The organism is Empedobacter sp. UBA7494 (assembly GCF_002478465.1).
Taxonomy (GTDB): Bacteria; Bacteroidota; Bacteroidia; order Flavobacteriales; family Weeksellaceae; genus Empedobacter; species Empedobacter falsenii_B.
On record NZ_DLOC01000020.1, the window covers coordinates 22,367 to 38,807 of the forward strand.

The 16,441-nt window shown below is 32.4% G+C and carries 19 protein-coding genes and 5 tRNA genes; 16 read left to right on the forward strand and 8 right to left on the reverse strand.

Annotated elements, in window-relative coordinates; all coding sequences use genetic code 11:
- Positions 1 to 10 precede the first annotated feature (10 nt).
- The 7 genes from trpB (at position 11) to B4E95_RS02045 (ending at position 2,713) form a co-directional block, all read left to right on the forward strand.
- On the forward strand, positions 11 to 1,195 hold the full coding sequence (gene trpB / locus B4E95_RS02015; protein WP_291089523.1) for a tryptophan synthase subunit beta: 1,185 nt from the start codon (positions 11 to 13) through the stop codon (positions 1,193 to 1,195).
- Between the two features lie 60 nt (positions 1,196 to 1,255).
- Positions 1,256 to 1,330 (forward strand) — tRNA-Pro (locus B4E95_RS02020).
- A 48-nt stretch (positions 1,331 to 1,378) separates the two neighbouring features.
- Positions 1,379 to 1,453 (forward strand) — tRNA-Pro (locus B4E95_RS02025).
- Positions 1,454 to 1,477: 24 nt separating this feature from the next.
- Positions 1,478 to 1,551: transfer RNA gene (locus B4E95_RS02030), tRNA-Arg, on the forward strand.
- A gap of 19 nt (positions 1,552 to 1,570) precedes the next feature.
- Positions 1,571 to 1,654, forward strand: a tRNA-Ser gene (locus B4E95_RS02035).
- A gap of 22 nt (positions 1,655 to 1,676) precedes the next feature.
- Positions 1,677 to 1,751 (forward strand) — tRNA-Pro (locus tag B4E95_RS02040).
- A 47-nt stretch (positions 1,752 to 1,798) separates the two neighbouring features.
- Positions 1,799 to 2,713 carry a hypothetical protein gene (locus tag B4E95_RS02045; protein ID WP_291089526.1) on the forward strand — a complete coding sequence of 305 codons (915 nt, stop codon included), beginning with the start codon at positions 1,799 to 1,801 and terminating at the stop codon, positions 2,711 to 2,713.
- 38 nt (positions 2,714 to 2,751) lie between these two features.
- On the opposite strand, the gene B4E95_RS02050 is transcribed toward B4E95_RS02045, so the two are convergent.
- On the reverse strand, positions 2,752 to 3,846 hold the full coding sequence (locus B4E95_RS02050) for a mannose-1-phosphate guanylyltransferase (protein WP_291089529.1): 1,095 nt from the start codon (positions 3,844 to 3,846) through the stop codon (positions 2,752 to 2,754).
- 9 nt (positions 3,847 to 3,855) lie between these two features.
- Complete coding sequence (locus tag B4E95_RS02055; protein ID WP_291089531.1) at positions 3,856 to 4,446, reverse strand: SprT-like domain-containing protein; 591 nt, start codon at positions 4,444 to 4,446, stop codon at positions 3,856 to 3,858.
- A gap of 53 nt (positions 4,447 to 4,499) precedes the next feature.
- Here B4E95_RS02055 and B4E95_RS02060 point away from each other — a divergent pair, with 53 nt between their 5' ends.
- The 6 genes from B4E95_RS02060 to B4E95_RS02085 all read left to right on the forward strand — a co-directional run bounded on the left by B4E95_RS02060 (position 4,500) and on the right by B4E95_RS02085 (position 8,816).
- Positions 4,500 to 5,246 (forward strand): MlaE family ABC transporter permease, encoded by a 747-nt coding sequence (locus B4E95_RS02060; protein WP_171622564.1) that lies wholly within the window; start codon positions 4,500 to 4,502, stop codon positions 5,244 to 5,246.
- A complete protein-coding gene (locus B4E95_RS02065; protein ID WP_114998788.1) occupies positions 5,246 to 6,013 on the forward strand; it encodes an ABC transporter ATP-binding protein in 768 nt (255 codons plus the stop codon). Before B4E95_RS02060 ends, B4E95_RS02065 begins: the two co-directional genes overlap by 1 nt.
- A gap of 24 nt (positions 6,014 to 6,037) precedes the next feature.
- A complete protein-coding gene (locus tag B4E95_RS02070) occupies positions 6,038 to 6,652 on the forward strand; it encodes a porin family protein (RefSeq protein ID WP_291063672.1) in 615 nt (204 codons plus the stop codon).
- A 74-nt stretch (positions 6,653 to 6,726) separates the two neighbouring features.
- Positions 6,727 to 7,434, forward strand: a complete 708-nt coding sequence (locus B4E95_RS02075; RefSeq protein WP_291089534.1) for a tetratricopeptide repeat protein — start codon at positions 6,727 to 6,729, stop codon at positions 7,432 to 7,434.
- Positions 7,435 to 7,547: 113 nt separating this feature from the next.
- Entirely contained in the window at positions 7,548 to 8,045 is a 498-nt protein-coding gene (gene ribH / locus B4E95_RS02080; RefSeq protein WP_125349547.1) for a 6,7-dimethyl-8-ribityllumazine synthase, read from the forward strand.
- A gap of 30 nt (positions 8,046 to 8,075) precedes the next feature.
- Positions 8,076 to 8,816, forward strand: a complete 741-nt coding sequence (locus B4E95_RS02085; protein WP_291089537.1) for an acyl-[acyl-carrier-protein] thioesterase — start codon at positions 8,076 to 8,078, stop codon at positions 8,814 to 8,816.
- Between the two features lie 99 nt (positions 8,817 to 8,915).
- Here B4E95_RS02085 and B4E95_RS02090 read toward each other — a convergent pair whose 3' ends face one another.
- The gene (locus B4E95_RS02090) at positions 8,916 to 9,380 is read right to left on the reverse strand and encodes a copper resistance protein NlpE (protein WP_171622569.1); all 465 of its coding nucleotides are present in this window, start codon (positions 9,378 to 9,380) and stop codon (positions 8,916 to 8,918) included.
- A gap of 100 nt (positions 9,381 to 9,480) precedes the next feature.
- Positions 9,481 to 9,897 carry a nucleoside-diphosphate kinase gene (locus B4E95_RS02095; protein ID WP_038330990.1) on the reverse strand — a complete coding sequence of 139 codons (417 nt, stop codon included), beginning with the start codon at positions 9,895 to 9,897 and terminating at the stop codon, positions 9,481 to 9,483.
- Between the two features lie 175 nt (positions 9,898 to 10,072).
- On the opposite strand from B4E95_RS02095, the gene B4E95_RS02100 reads away from it, so the two are divergent.
- The gene (locus tag B4E95_RS02100; protein WP_291089540.1) at positions 10,073 to 10,600 is read left to right on the forward strand and encodes a hypothetical protein; all 528 of its coding nucleotides are present in this window, start codon (positions 10,073 to 10,075) and stop codon (positions 10,598 to 10,600) included.
- A gap of 84 nt (positions 10,601 to 10,684) precedes the next feature.
- On the opposite strand, the gene B4E95_RS02105 is transcribed toward B4E95_RS02100, so the two are convergent.
- The 4 genes from B4E95_RS02105 to alaS form a co-directional block, all read right to left on the reverse strand.
- Positions 10,685 to 11,053 carry a DUF805 domain-containing protein gene (locus tag B4E95_RS02105; protein WP_291089543.1) on the reverse strand — a complete coding sequence of 123 codons (369 nt, stop codon included), beginning with the start codon at positions 11,051 to 11,053 and terminating at the stop codon, positions 10,685 to 10,687.
- A gap of 53 nt (positions 11,054 to 11,106) precedes the next feature.
- Positions 11,107 to 11,385, reverse strand: a complete 279-nt coding sequence (locus B4E95_RS13115; RefSeq protein ID WP_291063681.1) for an EamA family transporter — start codon at positions 11,383 to 11,385, stop codon at positions 11,107 to 11,109.
- Between the two features lie 450 nt (positions 11,386 to 11,835).
- The gene (locus B4E95_RS13045) at positions 11,836 to 11,997 is read right to left on the reverse strand and encodes an EamA family transporter (protein ID WP_349680094.1); all 162 of its coding nucleotides are present in this window, start codon (positions 11,995 to 11,997) and stop codon (positions 11,836 to 11,838) included.
- Positions 11,998 to 12,118: 121 nt separating this feature from the next.
- Complete coding sequence (alaS, locus tag B4E95_RS02115; RefSeq protein ID WP_291089546.1) at positions 12,119 to 14,728, reverse strand: alanine--tRNA ligase; 2,610 nt, start codon at positions 14,726 to 14,728, stop codon at positions 12,119 to 12,121.
- A gap of 99 nt (positions 14,729 to 14,827) precedes the next feature.
- Between alaS and B4E95_RS02120 the strand changes: the two genes are divergently transcribed.
- A complete protein-coding gene (locus B4E95_RS02120) occupies positions 14,828 to 15,778 on the forward strand; it encodes a M23 family metallopeptidase (protein ID WP_038330999.1) in 951 nt (316 codons plus the stop codon).
- 9 nt (positions 15,779 to 15,787) lie between these two features.
- Positions 15,788 to 16,156, forward strand: a complete 369-nt coding sequence (locus B4E95_RS02125) for a MerR family transcriptional regulator (protein ID WP_038331000.1) — start codon at positions 15,788 to 15,790, stop codon at positions 16,154 to 16,156.
- The last annotated feature ends 285 nt before the right edge of the window (positions 16,157 to 16,441 follow it).

A 16,441-nucleotide genomic window follows, 5' to 3' on the forward strand; every position in this document is an offset into this window, starting at 1 on the left:
AAGAAACAAAATGAAATACGAAGTTGACGAGAGAGGTTTTTATGGTGAATTTGGAGGAGCATTTATTCCAGAATTATTACATCATAATTGTGAAGAATTATCAGAAGCTTTAGCAAAATATGTCGATACAGACGAATTCAAAAACGAATTTAATTTGTTGTTAAAAGATTACGTTGGTCGACCAAGTCCATTGTATTTTGCACCAAATCTTTCCAAAAAATATAACACTAATATTTTATTAAAACGTGAAGATTTGAATCATACAGGAGCACATAAAATCAACAATGCGATTGGTCAGGCACTTTTGGCAAAACGAATGGGTAAAACCAAAATTATTGCCGAAACTGGCGCTGGACAACATGGTGTTGCTACTGCTACGGTTTGTGCGTTGATGGGATTAGAATGTATCGTTTTTATGGGAGAAATTGACATTGCTCGTCAAGCACCAAATGTTGCACGAATGAAAATGTTAGGTGCAGAAGTTATTCCAGCAACATCAGGTAGTAAAACCTTGAAAGATGCAACAAATGAAGCAATTCGTTATTGGATCAATAATCCTGAAACTTTTTACATCATTGGTTCTGTAGTTGGACCTCATCCTTATCCAGCAATGGTAACAAAATTCCAAGCGATTATTTCGGAAGAAATTAAAGCGCAGATGAAAGAGAAATATGGAAAAGAGAACCCTGATTATGTGATTGCTTGTGTTGGTGGCGGAAGTAATGCTGCGGGAGCTTTTTATAATTTCTTAGATGATGATTCAGTCAAATTAATCGCGGTTGAAGCGGCTGGTTTGGGCGTAGAATCTGGTGAAACTGCAGCAACAACGATCAAAGGAACGGAAGGAATTATTCATGGAAGTCGAACATTATTGATGCAAGATAAAGATGGACAAATTGTCGAACCATATTCTATTTCTGCTGGATTAGACTATCCTGGCGTTGGTCCTTTACATGCGCATTTGTTCAAAACTGGACGTGCAGAATTCTTAAATGCAACAGATGATGAAGCCTTGGAGGCAGCTTTTATGTTGACAAAAGAGGAAGGAATCATTCCTGCATTAGAATCTTCTCATGCTTTAGCTGCTTTAGAAAAAATTAATTTTAAACCGCAAGACATTGTGATTCTGAATCTTTCAGGAAGAGGAGATAAGGATTTAGAAACATATATGAAAGTTTCCGAAAAATATTCTTAAAAATATTTGGTTAATTTTCAAAAATCACCTTACATTTGCACCCACGATAATGAAATCTATCGGGGTGTAGCGTAGCCCGGTCATCGCGCCTGCTTTGGGAGCAGGAGGTCGCAGGTTCGAATCCTGCCACCCCGACAAAATTTTCATCCGAAAAGATTTTATTATCAAAAAAGAAGACCGAATCGGGGTGTAGCGTAGCCCGGTCATCGCGCCTGCTTTGGGAGCAGGAGGTCGCAGGTTCGAATCCTGCCACCCCGACAAAATTCAATGAATTTTTGGATCGGTCCAGTAGCTCAGCTGGATAGAGCAACTGCCTTCTAAGCAGTAGGTCTCAGGTTCGAATCCTGACTGGATCACACGTTTTATTAAAAACCAGGAGAGGTGCCAGAGTGGTAATGGAGCAGATTGCTAATCTGTCATCGGGAAACCGATGCCAGGGTTCGAGTCCCTGTCTCTCCGCATTTTTTTTGAATGACCGAATCGGGGTGTAGCGTAGCCCGGTCATCGCGCCTGCTTTGGGAGCAGGAGGTCGCAGGTTCGAATCCTGCCACCCCGACAAAACCTTTGTATATTTACAAAGGTTTTTTTTTATACATTTATTTCATGAAATCTATCTTAGGTAATAAAGAATCTTTTGTCTCATACTCCGTCGCTTTTCTATTTATTTTAATCATGATTGGAGCGGCAATGATTTATAGTGATAAAGAAATTATTTTACCAGAAGTCGCTGCATTATCTGTAGGAATTTTAACGTTTCGAGAAAATAAATGGCTACAACGACCATTTCATATTTTTTTACTTCCGTCAATTACAGCTATTTTAGGATTTGGAATTAATTTTTTACCAATCATACTATCATTCAAATTAACATTGGTATTAGTTACGATGTTAATTGTCTTGAAAATTTTTAAAAGTCAACTTGCGCCAGCATTAGCTACGGGATTATTACCAATTGTTACAAATGCAGAATCTTTTGTATTTCTATATGCGATATTTCTATTTGTCTTTTTACTTTTTCTATCAATAAAAATATTCAAACTAAAACCAACTGAAAATGCAGTTCCAATGATTTACACAAGCCATAATAGATGGTTAATTGGATTATGCATAGTTTGGTTTGCAGCCTGTTATTTTAGCGGTTTTGCACACTTCTCTGCTATTCCACCAATTATTGTAATTTCTTTTGAATCGTTAAATAATCCAACATTAAAATTAACTATACGTCTAAAACGTATTCTTGTGATGTTTATGACCACACTGGCTGGTTGTTTAACAATGCATTATCTTGATAATTGGTTAATCATTGGCTTGATCGATTTGATTATCGTAATGTTTATTTTGAAATTAACAGATTTACGCTTACCTCCTGCTTTTGCAATGGTGATTTTACCAATGATTCTACCTTCTGACTCGATAAAATATTTACCTGTTGCAACATTAATCATGAGTATATTTTTTATGCTATCGATTTATATTATTCAGAAAGTTGCTTATCCAAAAGCGATTGATTTCAAATAAAAAAGTCATCCAAACTTGAAGGACTTTGTAGCTATATTTTAACAATATTTTTCTCCGTTTTTCTGTAATTTCAAATCGCTCACATAAGTTTTTATAAACTGTACATTGCTTCGAGGACATATGAGTAATCCTTTCTCCGAATTAATAACCACATAACTATCTAATCCGTCAATAATAATAGCTTTGTCTTGCGTAGAATAAATAAAATTATTTTTGGCGTTGTAACCAGAAAAGTGTTTACATAATAATGTATTGTTATTTTCGTCCTGATCTTCACCTGTATATTTATATTTTTCGTTGATAGCCGACCAAGTTCCAATATCACTCCAGCCAAAAGTTGTCGGAATGACATAAACATTATCTGCTTGCTCTAAAATTCCTTTGTTGATAGAAGTTACATCTAACGTTGTGTAAATAGGCTTTAAAGTTTTTGTATTTTGTAAAGAACGATCAAGATCAAAATACTTTTTCAAAGTTTCTTGCATCGAAGGTAAATGTTGCTGAAACGCTTTTATAATGCTATCTACAGACCAAATTAAGATTCCTGTATTCCAAATAAATTCACCACTCATTATAAAAGATTCGGCGAATTCTAAATCAGGTTTATCGATATAAGATTTTACTTTTTTTATAGGTGTTGTATTTTCGATGAACTGAATGTAACTGTAATTAACATCTGGTCGTGTTGGAGCTACTCCCAAAGTAATCAATCGATCGTTGTCAGCATCCTCGAAAGCAAGATTTACTTTTTCTACAAATTCATCTTCATCAAAAATAAAATGATCTGAAGGAGAAATAATTAATTTAGCATTTGGATTAAGTTGTTGGATTGTCATTGCGGCCAATAAATTACAAGCTGCGGTATTCATGACTCTTGGTTCGATGATAAAATTTTCATCCTCAAAATCTGGTAATTGTTCTTTTACAATCTCTTTATAATCTTGAATAGTTACAATGAAGATATTCTCTTGTGGAACGATTTTTTTTATACGATTATACGTTAATTGAATAAAAGTTTTTCCGATTCCTAATAAATCATGAAACTGTTTTGGCTTCTTAATTGTACTCAAAGGCCATAATCTCATTCCTGTACCACTGGCAAGAATAACAGCGTAGTTATCTTTATTATTCATGATTGTCTTTTAAAGTTTATTTACAGTTGCAGTTGCGTTTATCAAATATTTTTTCTTGGTTTTCAACTCTAAACAAAGATACCTTAATTTTCGTTTAGATTCTTTTTTAAAGATTCTTTTTCCAATCGAAAATATTGAGCCATCCTCCAAATCTTCAAGATAAATTTGAGCAGGATTTTTATCATCTATAATATATTTTGAGATATTAATATCCGCTCCTAAGCTTGCCTTTGGATGTTTGGCATGATGAAGAATATACGGTTGCAATTCTTCGGGATAAACGTGAATAGATTCTAATAATAAATGCCCAAAAATGGTTTTCCATTCTTTTCCATGCGGATTTATTTTACGCGAATCAAACTGAACAAAAGTTTTGAGATGCGCCACTTCATGTGTAAAAACAAAAAAGAAAGCATACTGATTTAAGTCGCCATTCACTGTAATTTGATGACGATTATTTTCGACCAATTTGCGATAATCTCCCAACTTAGTTTCACGTCTTCTTGTAATTTTTAACGTTATAAAATGATTTTCTAACCACTTTTTTACATACAAGTCTGCATTATGAGGGAGATAAGAAGTTAAATGTTCTAAATTCACATTGTGCAAGATAAATAAAAAGCCTTTCCAATAAAAATATTAATTTTGTCGTAATGAAACTAATCGAAAATTTAGGGTCATACTTTATGCTTATGGGTAAAGTATTTAGCAAGCCTCAAAAACTGAGCGTTTTCTGGAAATTGACCGTTAGAGAAATATATGATTTAGGTGTCAACTCTTTGGGAATTGTAACCTTTATCTCAACATTTATGGGTGCAGTTGTAGCAATACAAATGGCACAAAACTTTCAGGGAGCTTCTATTCCTGTTCCAGATGCTTACATTGGTTATGCGACCAAAGTGGTTTTGGTATTAGAGTTTGCTCCAACCATTATGTCGCTAATTTTAGTTGGTAAAGTAGGTTCGTACATCGCTTCGAGTATCGGAACCATGCGTGTTACCGAACAAATTGATGCGTTAGATGTAATGGGGATTAATTCTGCAAACTTCTTGATTTTACCAAAAATTATAGCCTGTGTTTTTTTCAATCCTTTATTGGTTATGATTTCTATCGGATTTGGATTATTAGGAGGTTACTACATTGGTGTTTTTACAAAACTATGGTCAGCGGCCGATTTTATTACAGGTTTACAAATGAATATGGCAACAAAATTGTTTGTCTATACATTTCTTAAAACAATGGTATTCGCGTTTGTTATCGCAACAATTCCGGCATATTATGGTTATAAAGTTAAAGGTGGTTCATTAGAAGTTGGTCGTTCTGCAACAACAGCTGTTGTATGGACATCAGTAGCAATTATTGTGATCAATTTAATATTAACACAAACAATTTTGAGCTAATGATTGAAGTAAAAGATATCAGAAAATCATTTGATGCAGTAGAAGTACTGAAAGGTTTTTCTGTCACTTTCGAGAAAGGAAAAGTTAGTTTAATTATTGGTCAAAGTGGTTCTGGAAAAACAGTTTTCTTGAAAAATTTGATTGGATTATTAACACCAACTTCAGGTCAAATTTTGTACGAAGGAGATAATATGATCGAGTTTGATTACAAAGAAAAACAACGTTTACGTTCAGAAATTGGAGTAGTTTTCCAAGGTTCGGCTTTGTATGATACGATGAATATTGTAGAAAATGTAAAATTTCCATTGCAAATGTTTTCGGATATGTCAAATGCTGATGCCGAAAAACGTGCGCGTGAAGTATTAGATCGTGTAGAAATAGCTCGTACAGCACTTAAAAAATATCCGTCAGAAATATCTGGAGGAATGCAAAAACGTGTGGCGATTGCGCGCGCGATTGTAAATAATCCAAAATATTTATTTGCTGATGAACCAAACTCTGGTCTTGACCCGAAAACGGCGTTAGTTATCGACCAATTAATTTATGATATCACAAAAGAATACAACACAACAACCGTTGTAAATACACACGATATGAACTCGGTAATGGAAATTGGAGATCATATTGTTTTCCTAAAAAATGGTTTCTTGGAATGGGAAGGGACAAAAGAGGAGATTTTGGTGGCTGATAATCCAAATGTAATTGATTTTGTATATTCGTCGAATCTTTTCAAGAAACTAAGAGAAGCCTTATTAAAAGAACAATAATAAATCAATAAAAATAAAAATTCTATGAAAAAGTTAATTTTAACTGCAATTGTAGGTTTAGCTGCAAATTTTGCAACAGCACAAAATATCGATTTTGGTATCAAAGGTGGAGCTGTTTTCAATACAGATAAAGGAAAAGTTTGGCAAGATGCTGGAAATATTTTCAAGAGAGATGGAAAAGCTTCTGCTGGATTTCAAGCGGGTGCTTTAGCGCGTGTCTCTTTAGCAGGAATTTATATTCAGCCAGAGTTATTGTATACGCAATTCAAAAATGAATATAATGTATTAGATAAAAATGATAAACCTCAAGATATTGGTATTACAAAGAAACGTTTAGATATTCCTGTAAATGTTGGAAAAAGATTTCTAGGAATCGGACACGTTCAAGCAGGACCAGTTTTCTCATACTATTTTGATGATAAATTATCTGTAAAAGATTTTACAACTGCAAAACAAGATGAATTTAATGTCGGAATGCAAATTGGTGCAGGTGTAGAAGTTTCTAAATTATTATTCGATTTACGTTACGAATTTGGTTTAGGAAAAGTTGGATCTGACATTTTGAACGGATCAAATGGACAATATAGAACAGAAAATCGTCCGCAAATGTTGAACTTATCAGTAGCATATTTATTCTAAAAGGTTGTTTGTAAATAAATTTATTGGATATATTTGTTCCAAATTGTATTTTTGCAACCTCGTAAATTATTAAAATGGCAAAAAATAATAAAAAAGAAGAATTCGCTACAGAGCAATTCGTAGAAAAATTAGATAGAACAGCTTTCAACGTAGAGTTTTTTGTTGAAAAATATGCTAAAGCAATTGGTATTGGTTTAGGAGTAATTATTGTAGCTGTTTTAGGTTATTTTGCTTACTTAAAATTAGTCGTAGAACCTAAATCAGAAGACGCTTTCAAAGAAATGGTTCAAGCAGAACGTCTTTTTGATCAAGATTCTATTAACGTTGCTCTTAATGGTAGCGCAGGAAGTTTCCAAGGTTTACAACAAATTGTTGATGAATATGGAAATACTGATGCTGGTAATTTAGCACGTTTCAAAGCGGCAAGTTCTTATTATAAATTAGGAGATTACGCATCTGCGGTAAAATTATTAGAAGATTTTGACACAGATGACAATGTAATGTTGGCGCAAAAATATGGTATGTTAGGAAATGCATTAGTTGCTTCTAACAAATTAGAAGAAGGTTTACCTTACTATGTAAAAGCTGCTGAAGCGACAGAAGTTGAAACATTACAATCGACTTACTATACAAAAGCGGGTGAAATTGCGATGGAATTAGGTAAAAATGCTGATGCTTTAAAATATTTTCAAGCTTTAGAGGGTAAATATCCAAATGCAAACAATGGTGAAACAGCGAAGTTTATTGAGCGTTTAAAATACGCCTCTGAATCTGCAAAATAATTCACTTTCAAAATAAGTACAAGCCGAACAATTTGTTCGGCTTTTTTTATTGATACAAATCAAAGTTTATCCTAAATCATTTTTGTATTTTTACCTTTCAAATTAGAAACAAAATGGCAACAGAAAATAAAAATTTATCTCAATATAATAAAGCAGAATTACCAAATGTAGCGGGATCTAAATTTGCAATCATTACATCTGAATGGAATAATCATATCACATTTAATTTGCGAGATGGAGCAAAAGATACATTGATTGATTTGGGCGCAAATCCTGATGATGTTACTTTATATGAAGTTCCTGGTAGTTTTGAGTTGATTTATGGAGCTGATAAAGTTGCGCAAACTCATCCAGATTTGGACGGAATTATCGTTGTTGGATGTGTGATTCGTGGAGCAACAGCGCATTTTGATTATGTTTGTCAAGGTGTGACGCAAGGTGTAAAAGATTTGAATATCAAACACAATATGCCAATTATTTTTTGTGTTTTAACAGACGAAAATGAACAGCAATCAATTGATCGTTCTGGTGGAAAACATGGAAATAAAGGAGTTGAAGCTGGTGTAGCTGCGGTTATGATGGCGGATATGAAAAAGAAATTAGGAAAATAATTTTAGAATGATAGATTCAAAACTTTATCGATGCCAATAGCAGAAGATTTTAAATCAATTTATACGAAAAATTGGGAGATTTACTTTTCTCAATGTGATCCGACAGGTAAGATGAAATTGTCTGAAATGGCAAATCTTTTTCAATTAACTGCTTCAGAACACGCGATAAAAGGAGGTTTAGGTTTCTTTGATTTACAAGAATTTAATCAATCTTGGGTAATGAATCGACTTCGAATTGAGATTGATGAATTACCTTCTTGGACAGATTTTGTTGACGTGAAAACATGGATTGAAGTTTTGAAAGGTGCAAAATCTATTCGTGATTTTACAATCGAGAAAAATGGAAAAAAATTAATTGGAGCTTCAAGTTTGTGGGCGGTTTTCAATACAGAAAAACGTCGTCCTGATATTCTTCAACTTGATTCATCTCACATTGAACGTTTTCCAAATCTGAAACCAACTGAAATTGAGAATTCGATTTTGAACATTGATTTTGAACCAACGGAAGTTGTTCAATATAAAGTTCAGTTTTCTGATTTAGATATCGTAAAACACGCAAATAATACCAAATATTTGGATTGGTGTTTGAATACTATTGATCCTGAAATTATATTAAAACATCGTATCAAAGCGATTGATATGAATTTCTTGAAAGAATTAAGTTTACATGACGAAATAGAAATTCAGAAATTAGAAACTGAACATTTAATTCAGTTTAAAATTGTTAATCAAGAAAAAGTAAACTTCGTTTGTCGATTGGAGTTGAGGTAAAGTTATTTGAAGAAATGTCATTCTGAATGTAGCATTAGCGCAATGAAAAATCTAAAATTATTACAATAAAAAAAGGTTTCATATCGAAACCTTTTTTATCTATTTTTCTTTTGTCAAAACAAATTTAGCAGAATCGGCCGACTCTATTTTCTTCTGATTTTTATTTAACTGAGTAATTTTTCCTTCTTCAACCAAAAAAGCATTCGGAACATTGGCAATTTCAGGAAAAACAATTGTATTTCCATCTTCTTTAAACTGAAAAGTTCCAGTTGTCATAATAGCCATTTTATCTAACCCCAAACGTTTTGTAGAATAGACATATCCTTTGTTTGGTAATAATTTTATTTCCATTTCAATCTCTTTGCAATCTTTCTCGTAACAAGGCAAAATTCCTTTGTATGTTCCTTCAAATTGAATAGAATTTTCTGCTGAAACATTTCCGATTTCAATTTCAACTTTATATTCTTTAGAATTTTCTTCGTCTTTTACTTTTTCTACTTTAGTTTTACAACTTGACACAACAAAAGCTGCGATTGTAAATGTGGCTAAAATTATTTTTTTCATTTTTTAGAATTTGATTTAAAGGTAAGTAAATTTTGAGCCAAAAAAAATCCTTCCGAATATTTTCAGAAGGATTTGTATAATGTTTTGTAATCTTATTCGATTAGAAAATTTCTTTCGCAGCAAAGTGGAAAGCAGCTTCAATAGCAGCATTTTCGTCAGAATCAGAACCGTGAACAGCGTTAGCATCGATAGATTCAGCGTATTTAGCACGGATTGTACCTTCTGCAGCCTCAGCTGGGTTAGTAGCACCGATTAAAGTACGGAAATCAGCAACTGCGTTGTCTTTTTCTAAAACTGCAGCAACGATTGGTCCAGAAGTCATAAACTCAACTAAATCCTTGAAGAAAGGACGCTCTGCGTGGATAGCGTAAAATGCTTCAGCATCTTGTTTTGCTAATTGAGTCATTTTAGCTGCTTTGATTTTGAAACCAGCGTCAGTAATGTCTTTTAAAATATCTCCGATGTGTCCTTTTGCAACTGCATCAGGCTTAATCATTGTGAATGTAATGTTTGCCATTTTATTGAATTGTATTTATTACTTAATTTTTGAGGTGCAAAATTACAAAAATGATTCGAATGTTTTTGTTTTATAATTAAAATTTCTTGTTTTAATAAAAAGAGTTAATTATTATTCATTTAAGATTGTTTCAATTCGATAATATTTCTTATTTTTAAGAGAAATCTAATAACTTATGAATACAAACAATCTTTCCACATTTCATCATAAAACAAAACTCAAAAAGGTTGGTGATAAATATTTTCTGCCTTTCGAAATTTGGAATTATTTGGATTTAGGTTGGATGCTTTTACTTATTTCGTTTTTTGCTTATGCATCAAGTGAAATCAATATCATTTTTATTTCATTGATTGTAATTTTTGGAATTCGAATAATAACGACAATTAAAGACAGATTTTTTGTAGAAATTAAAACATCAAAATCGTTGAGTGAGAATATTAATTTAATCAAAAAATTAGCGCAGCGTCAACATAATTTTACGCAATCATTGGACGAAGAAGGTTTGTTTCTTTTTGAATATTCGGAACGAAATATTTTTTATAAATACAATTACCGAAGAAGAGATTATATCGAAACAGTTGTGATTTATTGTGAAGACAATTCGATTTGGGTGAACTCTTTTAATCAACGTTATTTGGGAATTTTTAGACGACATAATCTAAAACAATGGATAAAATTAATCCAATTAAAAAGAGAGAATTAATCTCGCTTTTTAATTTTAATATCTTTCGATTAAATCGTTTCCTATTTCGTTGATAGAATCATCAGTTTCTTTTGGGTTTGGTCCCTATTGATTAGTCATTGGTTGAGTGACCATTAAAAAGAAGATTAATAAAATAATTTCACCACCAGGAATTAATGAAATTAACTGCAGCCATCCACTGTAACCAATATCATGTAAACGTCTTGCACTTACGGCGAGAGTGGGAATAATTAAAAGAATTTCAAAAATTAAAAAAAATACAAGAAAACTACCCATAAATGCGGGTGCGTATACATTATTACTAAAAACAATTGTCAGAATAATACAAGGAATTAATATAATAATTGGGATAATTAATTTGAAAAGCGAAAAATACCAAAATTCACTTCTACGAGCTCTTCCCGTGAAGTTTGCATAATTTTCTACCACTACTTTTTTGAACCAGTATAGCATAAGTAAGATTAATTTCTTTTAAAAATATTAAGATAAATTTTATTACGTAACTCTTAATCTGCTTTTAAACGTTTAGTTTTGAACATTTCTGGCTTATAATTAATAATAAAAACACCAAGAATAATTAGAATAGTAGCGACGATAAACTTTGATGAAATTTGTTCGTCTAATATTAACCAACCCAAAATTATTGCAATAATCGTATTGAAATAAGAAAGAATAGAAACTTGTATTGGAGAAATTTTGTCAATGTATAATGAAATGAAAAAAACGTAATCACAGAACCAAAAACAGCTAAATAAAGCATGGCAGAAATACTTTTTGTACTCCAATTCTTTAAATTATGATTTTTCGTAAAAGCGAATGCAAAAATAATTTAAACAATTCCAGCAAATATAAATTGGTAAAAAAGATTGAGAGAAATATTTTTGGATTGAATATTCATTTTTTTAGTGAAAATAGTTCCTGTTGCCCAACCTGTAATTGCACAAAAAAGTAAAATAATTCCAGTTCTATATGCTAGATTTGCTAATTCTTGATTTCCCTACCAAAAAATAAATATTCCACCCCCAAAATAAAGTAAAACACCTAATAACCCACGCTAACTGAATTTTTTTAAGCCAATAAAATACTTCCTAAAAAAACGAGAATAGGTGAGGTTGCACTAATTAATGCAGCTAAAATACTCGATAAGTTTTCTTCTGCAGCAGTAGTTAATCCATTTGCCATTATCAGCATTAATGAAGCGAGATAAGTTGATAAGAAAGGTTTTTCCAGACAATCTATTTTAATTCCTTTTTAGATAGTAAAATAATTAGCATAATTAGTCCTGCCAAAAATTGACGAATTTCAACAACAAACCAACCAGGAATAGTTTCTACAGCTATACGAATTCCGAGGAAAGTTGTTCCCCAAACAATTGCAACTATACTAACGGCAATCAATAATTTGATCTCTTTCAGGATAAAAAAGTTAAAAGTGTTAATTCTAAAATAGAATTATAAAAATAAAAAAAAAGCGACTTGATAAACCAAGTCGCTTTTAAAGTATTATAATAGAGATTTATTATTTAACAAAATCCTCTGCTTGTTTTAGTGCAGCATCTAATCCAGAAACCTCTTTACCACCTGCTGTAGCTAAGAAAGCTTGTCCACCACCGCCGCCATTGATGTGCTTCGCGATTTCTTTTACAATTTGTCCTGCGTTATAACCTTTTTCATCTACAAGGTTTTTTGCGATAGAAATTGTAATCGATGGTTTTACGGCATCATTCGTACCAACAACGATAAATGCATTTTCGATTTCTTTTGTTAAATCAATTGCATTTTGTTTTGCGGCATTTGTATCTAAATTCGTTTTAACCGCTAAGAAATTAACACCATTAATCTCTTTAATCGCAGCTTTCCAAGTCGCTTTCTCAGCAGCAGCTTGTTGCGCAACAAAAGACTCTAATTGCTTTTTCAATTCTGCATTTTCATCTAATAAATGTTGAACCGCTTTTACCGCATCATTTTTCGTTTTAAGTGCAGCTAAAACATCATTGTAATTTTTCTCAGCATCTTTGTATGCTTCGATTGCTTTGTTTGATGTAATTGCTTCGATACGACGAATACCAGCAGCAGTAGAAGATTCAGATAAAATTCTGAACAAACGAATATCTGCTGTGTTTTTTACGTGCGTACCACCACATAATTCGATTGAAGATCCGAAACGAATGACACGAACTTTATCACCATATTTTTCACCAAATAGAGCCATAGCTCCATCAGCAATAGCTTCGTTGATATCACAATCTCTTTTTTCGATTAATGGTAAAGCTTCTGCAATTTTATCGTTTACTTTTTGCTCAACAATAGCCAATTCTTCATCTGTCATTTTAGAGAAATGAGAAAAGTCAAAACGTAAATAATCGTCTCCAACATACGAACCTTTTTGTTCTACGTGCGTTCCTAAAACTTCGCGTAAAGCTTCGTGCATTAAGTGTGTTGCAGAGTGATTTTTAGTTGTCTCATTACGTTTTTCTGTGTCAACTTTCGCATTGAATGTAGCGTTTACATTTTCTGGTAAAGTTTCAACGAAATGAATTACTAAGTTATTTTCTTTTTTCGTGTCAACAACTTCAATTGTTTCATTCAAAGTAGAAATTGATCCTGTATCACCAATTTGTCCTCCAGATTCTGCATAGAATGGCGTTTGATTGAATACTAATTGGAAAAATTCTCCTTTTTTATTTTTTACTTTTCTGTAACGTGTAATTTTTACTTCAGCTTCTGTGTTATCATAAGCGATAGAGGTTTCGTTTCCTTTATCATCTAAAATAACCCAGTCATCCGTTACTAAAGCAGTTGCTTTTTTCGAACGTTCTTTTTGTTTCGCCATTTCAGCTTCAAAACCAGCTTCGTCAATTGTGAAACCGTGATCTTCTGCTACAATACGAGATAAATCTGCGGGGAAACCAAATGTGTCATATAATTCGAAAACCACATCACCAGGAACAACTTTAGAATCTCCTAATTGCTCAATGATTTGATTTAATCGATTTAATCCTTGTTCAATTGTACGTAAGAAAGATGCTTCTTCTTCGCGAATAACGCCAGTTACAATTGTTTCTTGTTTCACTAATTCTGGGAAGAAATCACCCATTTCAGCTTTCAAGATTGGATATAATTTATAGATAAAAGGTTCTTTAAGACCTAAGAAACGATATCCGTAAGAAATTGCGCGACGTAAAATACGACGAATTACATATCCTGCTCCTGTGTTTGATGGTAATTGTCCGTCTGCAATTGCAAAAGAAACTGCACGTAAATGGTCAACTACAACACGAATAGCGATATCTGTTTTTTCTGCTGTTCCGTATTTTACACCAGAAATTTCTTCTAATTTTTGAATTGTTGGTTGAAAAACATCTGTATCATAGTTAGATGATTTTCCTTGTAAAACCATTGCCAAACGCTCAAATCCCATACCTGTATCGATATGGCGAGCCGGTAAAGATTCTAAAGAACCATCCGCTTTACGTTGATATTGCATAAATACCAAGTTCCAAATTTCGATAACTTGTGGATGATCCATATTAACCAATGTTTTACCATCAACAGTTAAACGATCAGCTTCTGGACGAATATCAACATGAATTTCAGAACATGGTCCACATGGTCCAATATCACCCATTTCCCAGAAATTATCTTTTTTATTTCCGTAAAGAATTCTATCTTCAGCAATATGTTGTTTCCAAAGTTCTAATGCTTCTTCATCTAATGATGTTCCGTCTCCTTTATCACCTTCAAAAACGGTTACATAAATTTGATCTTTAGAGATTCCGTATTTTTCTGTTAATAATTCCCACGCCCAAGCGATTGCTTCTTTTTTGAAATAATCACCAAAAGACCAGTTTCCTAACATTTCGAACATCGTGTGGTGGTAAGTATCTTTTCCTACATCATCCAAATCATTATGTTTACCAGAAACACGAAGACATTTTTGTGTATCCGCGATACGATTACTTTTTGGAGTTCCGTTTCCTAAAAAATATTCTTTGAATTGTGCCATCCCCGAATTATTGAACATTAATGTCGGATCGTCTTTCAAAACAATCGGCGCAGAGTCTACTATTAAGTGGCCTTTTGTCTCAAAAAAATGCAGAAATTCTTTTCTTATATCTTTGGATTTCATTTAATTAAATTATTTTTATCATTTGATTAACAAGTTTACTCGTACAATATTCGTTACTTTGCAAACGTTTTACAAAGATAATAAAAGGTTGGTTAAGTAATGGAAAATAAAAACTATAAGTATAATTCTGTGAAATTTTTAATGAGTTGGGCGAAGAAAAGAGTCCAAAAAACTCCTAAAACAGCATTATACGTATTACTATTTTTATGTCTATCGACAATATCTGCTGGAATGATTGGTTATCATTTTAATGATTCTGAATACGCATCGAGAGCAGGGAAATTCAAAGACGACAAAAGCAAATTATTAGCTGAGTTGGAAAGAATGGAAAATGAAAATCAGCAATTACATAAAAAATTCAAAGAAGTTGAAGAAGCTTTGACAGAAATCGAAGAAAAAGATCGCAATATTTATCGTACAATTTATGATATGCGTGTCAATGAAAATATCGATTCTGTAAACAAAGAAATTGATAATTATACAGCAGAAGATATCGAAAAATTGATTGATAAAATTGAAATTGAATCAAAATCGTTGGACGAAGTATTTCGTTCTGCTGGTGTAAAAGATGCCAATTTATCATCAATGCCAGTTCTAAAACCTGTTGCAGATAAATATGTAAGTAGATTAGCTTCTGGTTATGGATCTCGTTTTCACCCAATTTTGAAAGTGAATAAAATGCACAAAGGTTTAGATTTTGCAGCTTCTACAGGAACACCAATTTATGCAACTGGAGATGGTTCTGTAAAAGTTTCTGAATTTAATTCGGGTTACGGAAATATGGTGGTCTTGAAACACGGAAATGGTTACGAAAGTTTGTATGCTCACATGTCTCGTGCGAAAGTTCGTAGTGGACAAAAAGTGAAAAGAGGTGATGTAATTGGTTATGTTGGGACGACTGGATTGTCGACAGGAGCGCATTTGCATTACGAAATTCACAAGAATGGAGAACCTGTAGATCCAATTATGTATTTCTACAATGATGTAGATCCAGACGATTTCATTAAAATTTATCAAAACTCTAAAAAATTGTCATTATCTTTGGATTAAACGCTGATAATGAACGTAGACCTGCCTGATAAACTATATTACTCGATTGGCGAAGTCGCCAAAGCCTTTGATGTAAATGCATCGTTGATTCGATTTTGGGAAAAAGAATTTGAAATTATTCAACCCAAAAAGAACAAAAAAGGAAATCGATTATTTACCAAAAATGATATTGATTGTTTCAAGAATATCTATTATTTGGTCAAAATAAAAGGCTATACGTTAGAAGGCGCAAAACAAGCGATAGGTAAAAAAGGAATTGCGACAACAACGGATGAAATAGATGTTGTGAAGCGATTAGAAAATATAAAAGATGAACTCATCAAACTTAAAATGAGTTTTGAGTCGGAAGAAATTTTAGAAAAAGATGAACTGAATTAAGTTCATCTTTTTTGGTTATAAAACTTTTGTTTCAATAAATTTAAAGCCAATTGCAAGTATAAAACTTATAAGGATTAAAATCCAGTTTGGTTTTAGTTTAGTTTTTAATTCAAATAGTTTAGAAAAAATTTCAATCACTCTTTCTCGGTCAATAATTAAGATAACAAAGATCAAAACTTGATAAAAAATAGAAGAATTTAGCGCAACAATTTCATAGAAATAATCTTGTAGAATAATATTAACTAAACCCGTAGTGCATTTAGGTAATATTAATTTTTAAGTTGT